Genomic DNA, 16,711 nt, shown 5'->3' on the forward strand with positions numbered 1-16,711 from the left:
CATCTGCTGTTTATGCAAGGAGCCGCAGTTCATGGCGGCGGTATACTTATACCTCATGTAGCAGTTTAGCTGTTGAAGGTATAGCAACTTGTTTCATAGCTTGCCATGCCAGGCGGGCTGGGGTTTCGCCTGTGCGGCGGGCACCTACTTTTTTCCTTGATGAAAAAAGTAGGCAAAAAAATCAAGACGATTTTGAACTCGCTGACCGCTCAAACAAAAAATCGTCAAAAGTGCACCTGGCACCGTTATTTGCTGCGTTGGTTACGTGCAAGTAAGTCTTGCTATACCTGCCAGTGGCTTGTGTGGATACTATGAAGCTATACCTTAATCGTAGTAGTGGCCAAATTCTCCTCTTGAGGGGAGCGAAGAGGGTGTAATCGTGAACAGGTATGCAAAAACTACAATGCTTATATCTGTGAGATGGCAATTACATGTTCCCCGCCTTAGACAAGGAGGGGTTAGGGGTGGTTGGACCCGGTATAGCTACACCTTTGCTACAAGGCTTATACCTGCAAACTGGTAACTACAGAAAATTCCCCTCTTGAGAGGGGCAGGGGTGTGTCAATCGTGCAAGTATACGGTTACTATACTGTCTATACTTTTAAACTGGCAACACAAAGTCACCCTCCTGTTTTTAGGAGGGGTTAGGGGAGGTAATCGCCTACAAAGCCTTCAACAGCGCCTGCTTATAAGCAGCGAACTCTACAGCATTCTCTTTGCTGTCGGTGAAGATCTCCAGTATACCAGCTCCGGCATCGGCGGCGAAGAAAGCGGGTAGTGCTTGCTCTAGTTCCTCGAGTGAAGAGCAGACAGTGTATTCCAAACCGAAGTCGAGGGCCGTGTTACGGGCGTCCAGTTGCTGGCAGGTTTCAAAGAATTCTTCCAACTCCGGCTGCCGCTTCGGACCATCGATCAGCCTGAAAATGCCCCCTGCATGGTTGTTGATGATCACGATGCGCAGGTTGGCCGGCAGGTAATTGTGCCAGAGTCCGTTGCGGTCGTAGAAAAAGGCCATGTCGCCAGTGAGGAGGGTGGTGATGCGGTTGCTACTAAGGGCGCAGCCGACAGCGGTGCTGGTGCTGCCGTCAATTCCGCTCGTGCCGCGGTTGGCGTATACCTGCACATCCTGATCTGCTCGTAGGGCCAGGATGTTGGCATAGCGCACTGCCATGCTGTTAGCCAGGTGCAGATTGCTCTGCTGTGGCAGACTGTTGAGCATACGGCTGATGGCCGTCAATTCGCTGTAGGGAGCTTCCTTTGTAAAGTCTTTCAGAAAATTACCTGCCTTACTTTCTATATCTGTCCAGGATTCTATATAGCCAGGTTCTACGCGCGTGCTTCCGGCCAGGCTGCGAAAAAAGCTGACGGGAGTGCAGCGGATGATGCGGGTGAGCGACTGGAACGTATCGGCCACTTGTCCGGCTGGCTGTATGTGCCAGTGCGCTTTGGGCTTATACTGGCGCAGGTATAGCTTCAGGCTTTTGGATATGACGGATTTGCCAAATGTGATCAGCAAGTCAGGCTGCAAGGACTTCATTTTCTCCGGATCGGGGCAGGCTAAAATCGCATCCTGATGGCGCACCACACCCGGCAGTTGTTGCGTGTTGCTGATGATGTCTCCCACTGCCACGGCGCCCGTCGAACCCGTGAAATTCTGTAGGGCCTGCAGCAGACTCAGGTCGTGGTGCCCTTGCCCGGCCACGATCAGCACGCGCTTGAAAAAGAGCATTTCCTGCTCCAACTTGAGGGACTGCATCGGGTTCAACTCAAAGGTACTGTGGTCTTCTTCGATCACTTTCACCTGGGTGTCGTACTGCAGTTCTTCTCCATCAGCAGGGTAGAAGGGCTCACGCAGCGGCACGTTGATGTGCACCGGGCCGGCCGGGAAAGCCACCGCCTCGTTCAGCGCCTCCGACACTAGGCGCTCCGTATGCCACACGGCATCCGGATGTTCCAGGGCAACCGGGAAGTCGAAGCTGCGCTTGATGTGCTGTCCGTATACCTGTTGCTGCCGGATGGTCTGTCCGTCCAGCTGATCGATCCACTCCGGTGGACGATCTGCGGTGAGCACCAACAAGGGCACCTGCAGGAAGAAAGCCTCTGCCACAGCAGGCGCATAGTTGAGCGCAGCCGTACCCGAAGTACAGATCAGCACCGTCGGTTTACACGTTGTCTGCGCCATGCCAAGGGCTATAAATGCCGCCGCCCGTTCATCGCTTACCGTGCGCACCGTCAGCTTCGGGTGACGTGCAAAAGCAATGGTCAGCGGAGCACAGCGCGACCCCGGCGACAACACCACATTTTCCACTCCCTTGCGGGCGCATATCTCAGCAATATTGACAACAGGCGATTGGATCATATTTGATTTAGTGAGTTAGTGTTTGAGTGATTGAGTGAATTGTTAAATTGTTGATGGTTAAATTGTTTAATTGATGATTGAGTCTGTGTAGAGGGATTTTAGAGAGCAATAATTCGGAGCCTTTAACTGGATTTTTGTCAAACTAAACACTCCTATAAAAAAATTTAAATCCATAAATTAGCTCAACTCCCCATTCACTATTTCAAAAATCACTCAATCACTCCATCACTCATTCACTCAATGTTTAAAATTCCGATAGAATTTTAAACATCGTCTGAAGTTTGTGCCTTGTTTCCTGCCATTCCTTTTCGGGGGATGACTCGCCGGTGATGCCAGCGCCTGCGTATAGTACGGCTTCGTGCTCTAATAGCTGCATGCAGCGCAGGTTCACAAAAAGGTAGGTACCGGCTTCACTGTTTACGGGGCCCAGAAAGCCGCTGTAGTAGCAACGGTCGTAACCTTCGTGGTCCAGTATAAAGCGCTGAGACGGTTCCTTCGGGAGTCCGCACACGGCGGAGGTGGGGTGCAAGAGGCGCAGCATATCGGTGCCCAACGTTGGGAAGTCCACTTCCTTCAGATCCACCTTAAAATCGGTGCGCAGGTGCATCAGGTTTCCTGCTATCACGGTGCGGGGACCTACTTCGGTATACTCACGCAGGCGGAGCTTTTTAAAACAACTCAGCACGTAGCGCTCTACCATACCTTGCTCTTCGATTTCCTTTTGGCGCCAGATGGCGTTAGCCGTGGAGCCGTCTTCGCACAAAGGTTGTGTGCCGGCCAGGGCTACCGTTTTGAATACCTGCTGCTGGTCCACACTCACCAGTATTTCCGGTGTAGCGCCCAGCCAGGTGCCCACGCCAGGTATAGCCACCAGCGAGACGAAAGCGTTGGGGTAGGCGGCCAGCATTTTCTCGAACGCTTTGAGCAAACTGAAACCAGCGGGCAGCGGCGTTGTGCTGGTTCGGGAGAGAACGACTTTCTCCATCGTTTCCGCCCGGATGGCGTCCACCGCCAGGCTGGCAGCCGCTGTGAAGGTTTCTTCGTTGCGGTCGGCATGGCGAGTAGGTTTGGCAGGTATAGGCCATGCGCTAGGCTCCCCGATCTCAGACTGCATCACTACTTCTGTAAAAAGGCTCGCCTTTGTGGCTGGTGCATCAGGAGCTGTAGTGATCTGACCTGTTAGGGAACTATACCGGATGTCAGCTTTCAGGAAAATGTGGCCATGTTCGCCTTCCGTCTCGAAGGGGCAGAAGAGGAAACCGGCTGGACTTGGCTCCAATGCAGGTATAGCCGGGGTGGATTGCGGTGCAAAGGAGATGCAGGCTTGCACTTCGGTTTGCAAAGGAAGTCGCCAGACGGCTATGGCCAGTTGCTGGCGCAGCGCCGCCGTAAGTACCTGTTCCAGGGTATAGTGCCCTCCGGTTTCACCTCCTATTCCAACTGCCTGCTCCATACCTTATTTCTTATCGATGATGGCGACGGTCATGCGGCTGAGGCATACCAGATCGCCCGACTCTGAGGTGATTTTGATTTCCCATACCTGGGTGCTGCGTCCCTGGTGCAGGGCTTTGGCCTCGCCGTATACCCAACCCTCGCGCACGCTGCGGATGTGGTTGGCGTTTATCTCCAGACCCACGCAGGCTTTCTGGCTCAGGTCCACTGAAAGCGCCGCGCCAACGCTACCGAGCGTTTCGGCCAGAGCCACGGAAGCGCCACCGTGCAGCAGGCCCATCGGCTGGTGCGTGCGCTTGTCAACTGGCATTTTGGCGGTTAAAACACCCTCTTCAAAGGCGATCATTTGAATGCCCAGGTGCTCCACCATCGTGTTTTTACTCCACTCCTGCAGCTTTTCTAACGTAGAATCCATTTTGTATAGGGTTTGAATGCTAACTTCGCATTCTCGTATTTGTAAAGAGGCAAAAGTAAGTCAATTTTGAGTATTAAGAAAATATACCTGATCCGCCACGGGCAAACCGATTTCAACCTGAAGGGCATTGTGCAGGGCAGTGGCGTGGATGCTTCGCTCAACGATCTGGGGCGCAGGCAGGCTGCGGCATTCTTCCAGAAATACCAGCACGTTCCTTTCGACAAGGTATACACCTCCACATTGCAGCGGGCGATGCAGTCGGTGCAGGGCTTTATCGAGAAGGGCATACCGCACGAGCAACATGCCGGGCTGAACGAGATCAACTGGGGCACACGTGAGGGCACCCGCATCACACCCGAAGAGGACGCCTACTACCACCGCATGCTGCAGTCCTGGACCGAGGGCGAAACCAGCCTGTGTATAGAAGGAGGGGAGAGCCCTGAGCTGGTAGCCGCCCGGCAGAAGCCTGTAGTGGATCTGATCCTGAGCAGGCCGGAAGAGGAAAATGTGCTCATCTGTATGCACGGGCGCGCCATGCGCATCCTGCTAAGCCAGCTGCTGCGCTACCCGTTGCGCTGCATGGACCAGTTCGAGCATCAGAATCTGTGCCTTTACCAGCTCGATTTCACGGGAAGTATGTTCAGTGTGAAGAAGTACTGCGACGTGGCCCATTTGCAGGATGTGCAGGTATAAATTGCCTGTTGCAACAATTTAAGAGGTATAGTTTGAATAAAATATTTTTAGGTCTAATTTTGGGCTTTATCCATTAGACGAATCAGGCGAACAAACAAGACGATAAATTATGGCTGAAGTGATACGAATGCCTAAGATGAGCGACACGATGACGGAGGGGGTGATTGCATCTTGGCTTAAGAAAGTAGGTGACAAGGTGAGCGCCGGCGATATTCTGGCCGAAGTGGAAACCGACAAGGCGACTATGGAACTGGAATCATACGAAGATGGCACCCTGTTGCACATTGGTCCCAAAAAAGGCGATGCCGTACCTATTGATGCTGTAATAGCAATCATTGGCAAGGAAGGCGAGGACATTTCTGGCCTGCTAGGCGATGCCGGAAACGGAGGAACGCCTGCTGCCAAAGAGGAAGCTCCAAAGCAGGAAGAAAAGAAAGAAGCAGCTCCGGCCAAGGCCGACGCTCCCGCTGCCAAAACAACTGTGGATACTTCCAATATCAAGGCTAACGTCATCCGCATGCCGAAAATGAGCGATACCATGACCGAAGGCGTGCTGGTATCGTGGCTGAAGAAAGTGGGCGACAAAGTGAGCTCAGGCGATGTGCTGGCCGAAGTGGAGACCGACAAGGCCACCATGGAACTGGAGTCTTACGAAGACGGCACCCTGCTGTATACCGGCGTAAACGAAGGCGACGCGGTTCCAATCGATGCGATCATCGCCATCATAGGCGACAAAGACGCTGACTACAAGGCATTGCTGAATGCTGAAGGCGGAACTGAAGCACGCTCCCGCGAGGAGAATGCACAGTCTGATGAAAACGTAGAAGCCCGTACTGAAGAGACAACTGAAGAAAAAGTTCAGGACACGAAAGTGCCGGCTGGCGAGACCGAACAGGTAGCCGCTGAAGATAATGGACGCATCAAAGCCTCTCCGCTTGCCAAAAAAGTAGCAAAAGATAAAGGCATTAAGCTCAACCAGATCAAAGGATCAGGCGAAGGTGGCCGTATCGTGCTGCGCGACGTGGAGAACTTCACGCCGTCTGCTGCACCACAAAAAGCTGCAGCCCCTGCTGCCGCTCCAACTCAGGCCGCTGCTCCAGCGCCACAAGCTGCTGCAGCAACACCGGCTGCTACTACAGACGCCTACGAGGAAGTGACTGTATCGCAGATGCGTAAGGTGATTGCCCGTCGTCTGGCAGAAAGCAAGTTCTCTGCACCGCACTTCTACCTGACCATGGAAATCGACATGGACAAAGCGATCGAGTCCCGTGCTTCGATCAACGAGGTGTCTCCGGTGAAAGTGTCATTCAACGACCTGGTGATCAAGGCGGCTGCTGCGGCACTTCGTCAGCACCCTGCCGTGAACTCCTCCTGGCTGGGCGACAAGATCCGCTACAACAAGCAGATCAACATTGGCGTGGCAGTGGCGGTAGAAGAAGGCCTGCTGGTACCAGTGGTACGCAACGCCGACAGCAAATCACTTTCTGCCATCGCATCTGAGGTGAAAGACCTGGGTGGCAAGGCGAAGAACAAGAAGCTACAGCCATCTGACTGGGAAGGCAACACCTTCACCATCTCTAACCTGGGCATGTTTGGCATCGAAGAATTCACGGCCATCATCAACCCACCAGATGCCTGCATCATGGCGGTAGGTGCCATCAAGCAAACGCCAGTGGTGAAGAACGGTAACATCCAGATCGGTAACGTGATGAAAGTGACGCTGAGCTGCGATCACCGCGTAGTGGACGGCGCTGTTGGATCTGCCTTCCTACAGACCTTCAAGAGCATGCTGGAAAACCCACTCCGCATCCTGGTGTAATTCCTGACAAAAGAACTTTTGACAAAAGACAAAAGACTTTTGCAGGTATAGAAAATAAGAAAGGGCCTCTTCGGAAACGGAGAGGCCCTTTTTTATGGCAAGTATTTTCCCTATTTGTCATCCTGAAAGGATCTTGTTGGCTGGTACCAGAGACTTAATATATGGGGAGGTCAGCTAAGTATTCATAGCGCGAGCCTCCGGGATCGTGTCTCCTATAGTGGGGCCTCTGGCCCTTTTTCACGTTTAGCGGCCAGAGGCCGGCTCTATAATAAGCACGAGCCTGGAGGCTCGCGCTATAAAATTTTTTCTAACAGGTTCCTTAACAGAAGGACAGGATTTTTTGGACTGTTCTTTCAGAATGAAACGACTTTGAGATATAGGTAAGCCTATATTACATTACTCCACCAACTGCCCTACTTGCTGCCGGTGTGCAGGTACAGTAGCAGAATGTGTTGCGTTCTGTTGTTTCAGGATTCTGCTGGCCGCATCAGATGCCACAACCAGCCCACCAGCCATCATGATGATGTCTTTGAGCACCAATCTGCCGGCGCCGGACAAGTAGGGGAAGCCGTGGTCGGGGCCGCCCAGGTTAGGCACGTATACCTCTGGCGTAGTGATGAGAAAAGAGAGCGTCACAATAGACATACCGACAGTAAGCAAGCCACCCAGCAGTCCGATCCTGGCGTTGTAGATACCGAGTAGGGTCAGCAGACCGATGGCGATGATGACTGCGCCCAGCGCATAGGAGAAAATGTAGGTGCCGTTTTCCTCGTGCCAGGCAATGTTCTTCGGAACCACTTCGCCTTCCTTGTTCTTGTACTGCTGGTACTCGGGCGCGTCTTTGGTATAGAAGAAGCTCATAAACGGACTATTGGCTACAAAGGGCACAATGCCATCCGCCTCATATTGGAAGGCTTTCAGGCCGCCGATCCAGGCCATGACGATGAAAATGGAGATCCGGATAAAGTGCACAAAGTAGCGCTGTGCGTTCGCCAAAGATTCGAGTAGTTGCTGTGCTTTTTCGTTCATCAGTTCAGTAAAGTATTGGTGACGATACAAAACTAATGCCTCCTCAAGCGCGGGAAAATGGACGGATCAGGCTATCTCATGGACAAATCCGCTACGATGGAGATGCCGACTTTGTCTCTGAAATGGGTAGGGGAGATGCCAGTGTGCTTCTTAAAATAGCGACTAAAGTAATGCTCGTCCTCAAAATTGAGCGCGGCAGCTACTTCTTTGATGTTCTTGTGCGTGAGGTGGAGCTGTTTCTTGGCTTCCAGGATCACCCGGTCTTGTATCAATTGGGAAGGTGACTTGCCAAAGTGTTTCTTGACCTTACGGGCGAATGCGCTATGGGAGAGGCCCATCTGCTCTGCGTAAAATGGCGTATTGCGTTGTGTCAGGAAATGCTGCTCTACCAGTTCCCGAAACTGCTCCACAGGGTGAAGCTTGCTGTCAGCCTCCAGCTGCTGCTCCCGCTTTTTGATTCTGCTCGCGATGGCTAAAATCAATTGCAGGTAACTCCGCAGAATCGGCTCTGAGTGCGGCTCGTTCTGGTTTAACTCTCTCCTCAACTTGTCAAAGATCGAGGCAATTTCATCGTCGTTTAGCGTGATGAAGGGCTGCTTGTAAATGTTGTTGAACAGCAGGCCATTGCAGGCCACTTCGTTCTTGTGGTACTCAATGCAGTAAAAATCCCCATGAAAGATCAGTTGGTCTACCTCGAAGTCCGTATCGGCTGTAATGCACAAGTGCTGATAGGGGGAGGTAAACAGTGCAATTTTCCCGGCGAAAGCGTAGTCGGTGAAGTCCACGCTAAGCGTGCCACTGCCCTCCAGCAGCAGGATGTTATAAAACTCAGAGGAATAGGGACGGGCAAATGCACTGCTGGGGTGCTTCTGCAGCTGAAACATGTCCTGGTAAGCTTCCATACGCAATCGGGTAACAGAAGCTAAAGATAGCACCGGCAGCACTACTTGTCCAAATGCCGAATCACGCGGCAGGGATTGCCCGCGGCGAATACATCGGCCGGAATGTCTTTGGTAACCACGCTTCCGCCCCCGATCACGCTGCGGTCGCCGATGCTGACGCCAGGGCAGATCACGACACTGCCTCCTACCCAGACGTCTTCTCCAATGTTGATGGGTTTGGCATTCTCTACCCCGGAGGCGCGTACTTTATGGTCCATCGGGTGGGTGGCGGTGTATACCTGCACGTTGGGGCCAAACAGCGTGCGGCTCCCGATACGTACTTCCATCACGTCGAGCACCACGCAGTTGAAGTTAAAGAACACCCGTTCGCCCACCACCATGTTGTAACCATAGTCACAGTAAAAGGGGGGCTGCAACCAGAGCCCTTCGCCCGCGTTCGGGATCAGGGCTTTCAGGATGCGGCTGCGTTCTTCCACCTGGTCTTCGCGGCTGTCATTGAGTTCTTTCAGAAGCAGGCGTGCCTGCAGGCGCTCGTCACTCAGTTGCTTGTCCAGCGGGTCGTAGAGTTCGCCTGCCAGCATTTTCTCTTTCTCGGTTTTCATAGGCAGGTATACGACGACTGCAGCTTTTGGCTATAGCGCTGCCGTTTTAAACCAATCGCGCAGAAGTTCACTATCAATATCCTGCATGCTTTTGATCTTGATGTGGCGCATGTCCTTACCGGTACCTTCCAGCAAGCCTTCCGGGTCGTTGAGTTTACCGAACTGAAAGAAGCCCAGTGTGACATAGGCTTTGGCAGTTTTGAGGTAGGCAAAGTCTTTGTTGGAACGGAAAACAGGGCGGTTCCACTTAAACTCCTCCGTTACACTGGGCACTGTATCGTGCATGAGTTGGCGCAGTGCCTCCAGTGTTTCTTTGTGCTTATAGGACGTGTTAATGTAGTTGGTTACTTCTGGATGCATATTTCTTGGTTTTCTATTAATATCCGTTCTAATTACCGTCATCACTTGATATAACTCACAGGAAAAGAAAGTGAAAATTCCTCCTTTGAGCACATCCGCTTGCCCCTTATTTACTGCGTTTTACAAGTTCAAACCCTTTTACCAGGATCTCATCCTGGTTTATGCTTTTCGGAACGAACAAATGGGTAGGAATGTATTTTTCTCTGGGAGTACCGTTGATGTGGAATAACTTCTCGGTCGATAAGCGGTAGCCGAACTTTTGGTTCTTGAACGAAAAGCCCTGCATGGCGCCTGCCAGCCTTTCCATTTCTGTACCCACGGTCACAGCCCGCCCCATACCTTCAAAACCAATAGCCAGCCCTTCGCCCATGCTACCGGTCCATCTGTCAACCAATATCACAACCGGCTTGGTATAGGTTTTTCCGCGGGGCGCCACATACTCCACCCAGGTCCTGACAACAGGCGGTAAATCCGCATAGGCCTCCACGGTCCAGTGTTTTTGATAGGGTGCTTCCTGCTGCACAAACCTGCCCATGATGGCGCGGGCTATGTAGGAATCACCGCCGTCTACTGTGTTCCTCAAGTCAATGAGCAGACCCTTCGTGTGCATCAGGGCATCCAGGGCTTTGTCAAATTCGCGTATCAGGTTGCCATTGCCAAGCGAGTTGTTGAGCCTGATCACACCCACGTTTTGCTTATGGTAGCTGGTGAGGAAGGTGGTATCCTTTCTGATTTGCAGGTCGTCCAGGTTGAGCTCTATGATTCTTCCGTCAGTTAGTTTCAGTTCCAGGTTGCGTGGCTGGTCGTACCTGCCGGACAGTATCTTGTTTCCGATCCAATTTCTGATCTCCTCGTCCGATTTGTCATGGCATACGGTTGGGAAAGCATCGATCATCTGACCGAACGGGCGCCCATTGAATTTCAGGACCTCGGCACCAATGATGTTATGGTGCAGGTTGCTAATTTGAGTTTGCCATACCTGCGTGATGACAGTTTTGTTTTGGCGGGTGTTAGCATATAACGGGGCATACAACCTGTAAGAAGCTTTTCTATTTGTATTCAGTATCAAATGGCTGTCATAAAATTCATAGAGCAGGTACTCAAAGAACAAGACTTGCCCTGTGGCCGTCCGGATTGTGTCGAGGGACGGGATATATTTTTCGCGGATACACGCCAGATCAGTTTTCTTGTCTTTCAGATAAATGTAGCGTTCCGAAAGATCAGTGAGCAACTTTTCTAAGTCTTCCGCGAGAAGCGCTTTATCAGGTATAGACTGTTGTACCTGAGCAGAGGAGGGGGATGCTAATCCGGCCAGGATACAGAAAATAAAGAGCAGCTTCTGCATAGCAGCCTGAAACGGGTAACGATTCCTTGTCCGGTGAATAGTTCTGCTCATTTATTTTGCTAATGCCAAATGCAAAAGAATTTTTGCTGCGTGTTAAATTAACACAAGCCGCCCCATTTTTCCAATCGTTCTTTAAACTGGCTCGATCAGTATCTACCTGCGCCCTTTAGCATGCAATGCTACATTTTCTAATTATATCTCGCTGAGTTCCGATAGAGTTCTTAGGTGATCTTTAACTTTCCTGGTCTCAAACAATCTTTTGAATCGGGTATAATCAAAAATTAATACGCTCCGTCACTAGAATGCCGGGCTGGCCAGGCCGGAGATTGGTTTTGAGTTAAATACTTTTTTCCAAAGCAGCCGGATAGAGATCAGGTGCGCGTAGTAGGCGATCGGCACAACCACAGCTGGAAGCCAGATAAAAGGAAAGAGTAACACAGCTACATTGGATTGCTCGAAAGCAAACTGCTGCACAGGAGAGGGGGCCGAGAGAATACCGTTGCTCACTGTAAACAGGAGTATACCTAACGTAACAATATTCCATATGAGCAAAAACTGCGGGCGCCACTTGTTTTGCACAAAGGCGAAGTAGTATACCAGAGGTGCTGTTATACCTGACAGTATATCGAAGTTCCTGCCCTCAAATGTCATCAGTTCTGGTGTGAGTTGGTAAAGGAAAAGCCAATATAAGACAAGCTCCACCGGTATGCGCATGGTCTGCAGCAGCGTGAGCGTTTTCAGGTCGAATTGGTCGAGCCATGCCCTGCCCTTGCTTGTGCTGAAGAGAATTGTGAGACAGATCAGCGGTGGCAGTACTGCTATTAAAAATCGGGGAGGCAATGTGTCGGTGACCTGGAAAAAGCCCATCCAGGCCAGCGCACCCGTCAGCACTAGCCAGCCGAGCAGTACAAAAACTAACCAGCGTGAAGCGGAGGCTTTCACAAATAGATAAATGGCGGCGAGTACGGTAAGCACAAAGGTGCCGTAGATGTACAGAGGTAATGTTTCCATGGCTTATTGTTTTTTTTTATCAAAATAAACCCATGGTTACGTCAATACACTTGCCATTTGGTAAGAAGTGTTGAAGGTGCAATAATTAGTTCTTATGGTGCTTGCTGAACTCGCGTCGTATCCGGCTTAGGGAAGTGTCGGTAATCCCAAGGTAGGAGGCGATATATTTGAGCGGAGCCTGCATCAGAATTTCTGGATTAGTCTGCAGGAGGTTGGCGTAACGTGTTTCGGCCGTTTCCGTGATCATAGACTGCATCCGCAGTTTGAGGGAAGCGTAGCCTTTCACTAAAATTCCTCTGCCAGCTTCCCTGAACTCAGGTATGCTGTGGAATAGACCGTTGAGGTCGTCGAAAGAAATGACCCAGCCTTTGCACGGCGTAAGCGCCTGGATGCTCTCTTTGGAAGGTGTGCGCAAGAAAAAGGAAGCGACATCAAACACAGGTTGGCCGGCACCATAAAAAGCGGTAGTTACTTCATTGCCGGTCGTGTCTAGTGAATAAGCGCGCATAAAACCGCTTTCCAGTAGCATATACTCCTGGCTGGTCTTTCCTTCCAGTAAGAAGTGCTCATGCCTGGGAACCAGTTTTTCATGAAAGTGACTTGCTATCATCTCCAGCTTATCAGGCTGAGCTACTCCCGGCTGAAAAAAACGCTTTACAAATACTTTTTCATCTTCCATAGAATGGAAAGATAAGGTGTTACTTTCTCATAATCAAACAGATGGTTGTCATTCTGACCAATAAAGCGGTTTAGCAGAAATTATAATTGTTTGCCCATGATCCAATCCATTACTTTAGCCGTACGTGCCGCTGAAACACCTGTACTCGGGCAACTGCCTTGCCCGGTTAAATCACGTACCATTTGCTCGATAAAGGGCTGTTGCACATGTTCAGGGTAGGGTATTTTAAACTCCTGCTTTCCTTCCGTAGTTTCTAAGGTGATTATATCATGCCCGAAAGTAGAATAGGTGATGCGGCCTTTGCTACCGACTACTTCTGTGCTGTCGGTGCGGGACTCGGTTGCTGTCGTAAAACACCAGACGCCGCTGCCTAGCAGGCCGGACTCGAACCTGAAATTGGCGGTTACGATATCCTCCACTTCATATAAGCCAGCCTGATTGACAGTTTGTCCGGAGGCCGAAGCAATAGGACCGAAGAAGAAGTCCATCAGATCAAGCTGGTGGGAAGCCAGGTCAAAGAATAAACCACCACCTGCCAAATCCGCTTGCAGTCGCCAGGGCAACTTATCTTTTTGCAAACCATGTTGCGGGGGCTGGTAAAAACGGATATTCACGAAACGGAGATCACCGATAGCACCCGAATCGATCAGTTCTTTTATTTTTAAAAAGAAGAGCTGACTCCGTCGGTAATAGGCAACGTACAAGGGCACGCTAGCTTGCTCGCAGGCTGCAATCATTTGCTGGCACTCACCGTAATTTATTGCCATGGGCTTTTCTACATAAACCGGTTTGCCGGCTGCAGCGACTTTAAGCGTGTAGGCTGCATGCAAACCAGGAGGGGTGGCAATGTAAACCGCATCCACCTCCGGGTCATTAATGAGCGCATCCGCATCGGTATACCATTTCGGTATATGGTGGCGCCGGGCATAATCTTCACATTTGGCTGCATCGCGGCGCATGACAGCTACAAGCCTGGAGTTAGCTACTTTTGAAAAGGCAGGCCCGCTCTTGACTTCCGTTACATTGCCACACCCAATAATGCCCCAGCGGATTGTTTTCATATTGGTCGAAATTTAAATCAAGGAAAAGGGTACGCCCGCCAGTAATAGCGGTAGTTGATTTGAAAGGTAAACGTAAGCTTCCCTTATTTAAAAAAATAGGGGAGGCGTTCATCACCTCCCCAGAATTACATTTGTGCCACAAATTCAGTGAATACCTTTTTATGGCGTTCAAGGTCCAGATCAGGAGACAGGGCCACACGGGCTATGTAATCCTTGTCGGCTTCTTTTGTAGTCCCTTGCGTTGATGTGGCAGGAATTGTCCAGTAACATCCTTTTAACTGTCCGTAACTCACGCAGTATTTACTTTCATCAGGAATTTCATGGATCATCAGGCTGATCAATTTATCATTCAAAGCCCTTTTGTAAGATTCTCTTTCTTCAGGAGTATCCCCTTTAGTCGGAAGATCCAGTGAAAACACGGATGGGGTGAATCCTTGCTGTGCCAGTTCTTCTGAAACAAAATTGATCTTTGCCTCAGGCAGTACCTCTTTGATGAAGTTTACAAACTCACGGGTATTCTTGTAAGCATCCGCGATCCTTTGATTCATGGAAGGCAGTTGCTCTGCCAGTATTTCCATCTGCAGATCCGTGGCCTCGTTATCGCATAGTTGCAGGTGCTTTTCGATGACAGGCATTAAGTTCTGCGCTCTCTCGTTGGCTGCACAGTACCCGGCAGTGCTTTTGCCTCCGCTCGGAAATTTTGAGCCACTTGCATAGGAGATGGTTCTGATCGAAGAGAGTATACTGTCCTTGCTTAGAAACTGCACATTAGGACAAAATGTCTGATCTAAAATGAAAACCGGATCGATCGCCACGTCACCACTTGCCGTTTTTCGGTCTTTGCCCAAAACATCTCTTAACTTTTCCAGATCGGGAACTTCTACTCTGGGGTTAGTTGGGATTTCAGCGATGATATAAGGTACAGCGTTTTCACTGGCGACTTTATCTAACACAGTATCGATACTTTGCACCATGTTGTTATCACCATCCACCAGCAGATCCATAATTTCAACATGGTCGAGGCAGGCAGCAACGCGTCTTGCCTGATCGTTTGTGCCACCGTAGCAGTTTGGAGGAACAATGAACCTAATGGCTTTCCCTGGGTGCTTTTCCAGTGCATCGTCAATGAGCCCCATCATGATCGCATACTGCGTGGACAGTCCGGAAGAAGCTACCAGTACTTTTGACTTTGTAGCGGTTATCTTTTGTATAGATTCGATTACACTAGCTTTGTTTGCCCCCACATCGCTTTTCTTTTGGGCAGAAGAAGGTTGTCCTACCAGCTGCTGCAGGGCAGCGAAACAGTTGGCTGGTGTCATGGCAATCGTCTCTCTTCTCCGGACATGCTGAATTTCCGAGATATAGCGCCCATTTTCTTCCCCATTCACTAAAATGATACTGCCAAGGTCAGGATGAACACTAACGAAGAAGTCAATATTCGGAGACAAGTCATAAACGCCTATTTGATCCTGAAGCGAAACGAAAACGGTACTGCCATCGAACTCAGCCATGTCTTCTGCTTTTTCCACTTGCTTCAGCTCAAAATTATAGCCGTAAACACGCTTCACTGTTTCAGGATCAAAATGTGCTGGTAGCTCGCCTGTATGAACAATCCGGGTGCTCTTGCCGTCAAACAGGTTTTTTCTGAGGACAGCTAAGATGGGAGCCGTTCTCGAAGAAAAACTGATCACATGATCCGGTTTGAGATCGTTTAAGTTGGCAATTCCCCACTCCAGTACAGAAGAAAGGGGATGGCCCAAACGAATGTAGTCGTAAGCGGTAGGTAGCCCGTTTAATGCGGATGTTTCAGCATGGTTGCTCCGGTATAAGGCCTCAAACTGCTGTAGAAATTCAGTTTTGGCCAGCTTTTCATTGTAAATATCCAGCCGATGAGTCGTTAGCTTTAACCAGTCGGTGGGTATATTTTCTAGTACTTGCTCAATAAAATTAAGCGCTTTATTTTCTTTCATGTTTATGCTTCTGGATTGTTTGCAATTTAAAATGAAATAGAATGATCTGAAAATGTTAATCAAGCAGAAACAGCAAAGCCGCTTTTGAAAAAGCGGCTTTGCTGTTTCTATACCTGAAGGCTATACCTTACGGGATCCATTTGATGTCTTTGAAGTCGGGCTTGCGCTTCTCGAGGAAGGCGTTGCGACCTTCTTTCGCTTCGTCCGTCATGTAGGCGAGGCGCGTGGCTTCGCCGGCGAATACCTGCTGGCCTACCATACCATCGTCGGTCAGGTTGAAAGCGAATTTGAGCATCTTGATGGAGGTAGGGGACTTGGCCAGTATTTCCTGCGCCCACTCGTAAGCCGTGTCTTCCAACTCAGCATGCGGGATCACCGCGTTCACCATGCCCATGTCGTAAGCATCCTGCGCAGAGTAGTTGCGACCCAGGAAGAAGATCTCGCGGGCACGCTTCTGGCCCACCATTTTGGCCAGGTATGCTGATCCGTAGCCACCGTCGAAGCTGGTTACGTCGGCATCTGTCTGCTTGAAGATTGCGTGTTCTTTGCTGGCCAGCGTCAGGTCACACACCACGTGCAGGGAGTGTCCGCCACCCACGGCCCAGCCCGGCACCACCGCGATTACCACCTTCGGCATAAAGCGGATCAGGCGCTGCACTTCCAGAATGTTCAGGCGCGGCATACCCGCCTCGTCCACATAGCCCTGGTGGCCGCGCGCGTTCTGGTCGCCGCCACTGCAGAAGGAATATACCCCGTCTTTGGTGGATGGTCCCTCAGCCGATAGCAGTACGACGCCAATCGAGGTATCTTCGCGGGCATCCAGGAAAGCCTCAAACAGTTCGCCCACTGTTTTCGGTCGGAAGGCGTTTCGCACGTTGGGCCGGTTGAAGGCGATGCGGGCCACGCCGTTGCATTTCTTATAGGTGATGTCTTCGTATTCTTTGACTGTTACCCAGTTTATTTTGCTCATTATCGTCGATTTTTGATGTAAAATTACCGCATTTTCAGCTTTGC

15 protein-coding genes are annotated in these 16,711 nt (G+C 50.6%); 2 read left to right on the top strand and 13 right to left on the bottom strand.

Going from position 1 to position 16,711, the window contains the following annotated elements; translation table 11 throughout:
- Positions 1 to 661: 661 nt before the first annotated feature.
- From menD to B0B12_RS02100, 3 genes are all read right to left on the bottom strand, one after another.
- Positions 662 to 2,359: a 2-succinyl-5-enolpyruvyl-6-hydroxy-3-cyclohexene-1-carboxylic-acid synthase gene (gene menD, locus B0B12_RS02090; RefSeq protein WP_076665845.1), complete on the bottom strand. Its 1,698-nt coding sequence runs from the start codon at positions 2,357 to 2,359 to the stop codon at positions 662 to 664.
- Between the two features lie 244 nt (positions 2,360 to 2,603).
- Entirely contained in the window at positions 2,604 to 3,812 is a 1,209-nt protein-coding gene (locus B0B12_RS02095; protein WP_076665846.1) for a chorismate-binding protein, read from the bottom strand.
- 3 nt (positions 3,813 to 3,815) lie between these two features.
- Positions 3,816 to 4,226, bottom strand: coding sequence for a PaaI family thioesterase (locus B0B12_RS02100; protein ID WP_076665847.1), 411 nt, complete (start codon positions 4,224 to 4,226; stop codon positions 3,816 to 3,818).
- Positions 4,227 to 4,292: 66 nt separating this feature from the next.
- Here B0B12_RS02100 and B0B12_RS02105 point away from each other — a divergent pair, with 66 nt between their 5' ends.
- Entirely contained in the window at positions 4,293 to 4,919 is a 627-nt protein-coding gene (locus B0B12_RS02105) for a histidine phosphatase family protein (protein ID WP_076665848.1), read from the top strand.
- Positions 4,920 to 5,028: 109 nt separating this feature from the next.
- Entirely contained in the window at positions 5,029 to 6,738 is a 1,710-nt protein-coding gene (locus tag B0B12_RS02110; RefSeq protein ID WP_076665849.1) for a pyruvate dehydrogenase complex dihydrolipoamide acetyltransferase, read from the top strand.
- 396 nt (positions 6,739 to 7,134) lie between these two features.
- Here B0B12_RS02110 and rclC read toward each other — a convergent pair whose 3' ends face one another.
- From rclC to B0B12_RS02160, 10 genes are all read right to left on the bottom strand, one after another.
- Positions 7,135 to 7,767, bottom strand: coding sequence for a reactive chlorine resistance membrane protein RclC (gene rclC, locus B0B12_RS02115; RefSeq protein WP_076665850.1), 633 nt, complete (start codon positions 7,765 to 7,767; stop codon positions 7,135 to 7,137).
- Between the two features lie 71 nt (positions 7,768 to 7,838).
- Positions 7,839 to 8,669, bottom strand: a complete 831-nt coding sequence (locus tag B0B12_RS02120) for a helix-turn-helix domain-containing protein (protein WP_076665851.1) — start codon at positions 8,667 to 8,669, stop codon at positions 7,839 to 7,841.
- A 41-nt stretch (positions 8,670 to 8,710) separates the two neighbouring features.
- On the bottom strand, positions 8,711 to 9,271 hold the full coding sequence (locus B0B12_RS02125) for a sugar O-acetyltransferase (RefSeq protein ID WP_076665852.1): 561 nt from the start codon (positions 9,269 to 9,271) through the stop codon (positions 8,711 to 8,713).
- A 30-nt stretch (positions 9,272 to 9,301) separates the two neighbouring features.
- Positions 9,302 to 9,631 (bottom strand): DUF1801 domain-containing protein, encoded by a 330-nt coding sequence (locus B0B12_RS02130; protein ID WP_076665853.1) that lies wholly within the window; start codon positions 9,629 to 9,631, stop codon positions 9,302 to 9,304.
- 106 nt (positions 9,632 to 9,737) lie between these two features.
- Positions 9,738 to 10,976 (bottom strand): S41 family peptidase, encoded by a 1,239-nt coding sequence (locus tag B0B12_RS02135; RefSeq protein ID WP_076665854.1) that lies wholly within the window; start codon positions 10,974 to 10,976, stop codon positions 9,738 to 9,740.
- A gap of 297 nt (positions 10,977 to 11,273) precedes the next feature.
- On the bottom strand, positions 11,274 to 11,987 hold the full coding sequence (locus tag B0B12_RS02140) for a hypothetical protein (RefSeq protein ID WP_076665855.1): 714 nt from the start codon (positions 11,985 to 11,987) through the stop codon (positions 11,274 to 11,276).
- Between the two features lie 85 nt (positions 11,988 to 12,072).
- Positions 12,073 to 12,666, bottom strand: coding sequence for a Crp/Fnr family transcriptional regulator (locus tag B0B12_RS02145; protein WP_076665856.1), 594 nt, complete (start codon positions 12,664 to 12,666; stop codon positions 12,073 to 12,075).
- Positions 12,667 to 12,746: 80 nt separating this feature from the next.
- Positions 12,747 to 13,727, bottom strand: coding sequence for a Gfo/Idh/MocA family protein (locus tag B0B12_RS02150; RefSeq protein WP_076665857.1), 981 nt, complete (start codon positions 13,725 to 13,727; stop codon positions 12,747 to 12,749).
- 125 nt (positions 13,728 to 13,852) lie between these two features.
- Positions 13,853 to 15,697 carry a PLP-dependent aminotransferase family protein gene (locus tag B0B12_RS02155; protein ID WP_076665858.1) on the bottom strand — a complete coding sequence of 615 codons (1,845 nt, stop codon included), beginning with the start codon at positions 15,695 to 15,697 and terminating at the stop codon, positions 13,853 to 13,855.
- Positions 15,698 to 15,824: 127 nt separating this feature from the next.
- Entirely contained in the window at positions 15,825 to 16,667 is an 843-nt protein-coding gene (locus tag B0B12_RS02160) for a 1,4-dihydroxy-2-naphthoyl-CoA synthase (protein ID WP_076665859.1), read from the bottom strand.
- Positions 16,668 to 16,711: the final 44 nt, after the last annotated feature.

The organism is Pontibacter indicus (assembly GCF_900156345.1).
Lineage (GTDB): Bacteria > Bacteroidota > Bacteroidia > Cytophagales > Hymenobacteraceae > Pontibacter > Pontibacter indicus.

Bases quoted from the DNA above. Each gene is read 5' to 3' on its own strand.
- menD (WP_076665845.1), bottom strand. From the start codon at position 2,359: ATGATCCAATCGCCTGTTGTCAATATTGCTGAGATATGCGCCCGCAAG.
- B0B12_RS02095 (WP_076665846.1), bottom strand. From the start codon at position 3,812: ATGGAGCAGGCAGTTGGAATAGGAGGTGAAACCGGAGGGCACTATACC.
- B0B12_RS02100 (WP_076665847.1), bottom strand. From the start codon at position 4,226: ATGGATTCTACGTTAGAAAAGCTGCAGGAGTGGAGTAAAAACACGATG.
- B0B12_RS02110 (WP_076665849.1), top strand. From the start codon at position 5,029: ATGGCTGAAGTGATACGAATGCCTAAGATGAGCGACACGATGACGGAG.
- rclC (WP_076665850.1), bottom strand. From the start codon at position 7,767: ATGAACGAAAAAGCACAGCAACTACTCGAATCTTTGGCGAACGCACAG.
- B0B12_RS02120 (WP_076665851.1), bottom strand. From the start codon at position 8,669: ATGGAAGCTTACCAGGACATGTTTCAGCTGCAGAAGCACCCCAGCAGT.
- B0B12_RS02125 (WP_076665852.1), bottom strand. From the start codon at position 9,271: ATGAAAACCGAGAAAGAGAAAATGCTGGCAGGCGAACTCTACGACCCG.
- B0B12_RS02130 (WP_076665853.1), bottom strand. From the start codon at position 9,631: ATGCATCCAGAAGTAACCAACTACATTAACACGTCCTATAAGCACAAA.
- B0B12_RS02135 (WP_076665854.1), bottom strand. From the start codon at position 10,976: ATGCAGAAGCTGCTCTTTATTTTCTGTATCCTGGCCGGATTAGCATCC.
- B0B12_RS02140 (WP_076665855.1), bottom strand. From the start codon at position 11,987: ATGGAAACATTACCTCTGTACATCTACGGCACCTTTGTGCTTACCGTA.
- B0B12_RS02145 (WP_076665856.1), bottom strand. From the start codon at position 12,666: ATGGAAGATGAAAAAGTATTTGTAAAGCGTTTTTTTCAGCCGGGAGTA.
- B0B12_RS02150 (WP_076665857.1), bottom strand. From the start codon at position 13,727: ATGAAAACAATCCGCTGGGGCATTATTGGGTGTGGCAATGTAACGGAA.
- B0B12_RS02155 (WP_076665858.1), bottom strand. From the start codon at position 15,697: ATGAAAGAAAATAAAGCGCTTAATTTTATTGAGCAAGTACTAGAAAAT.
- B0B12_RS02160 (WP_076665859.1), bottom strand. From the start codon at position 16,667: ATGAGCAAAATAAACTGGGTAACAGTCAAAGAATACGAAGACATCACC.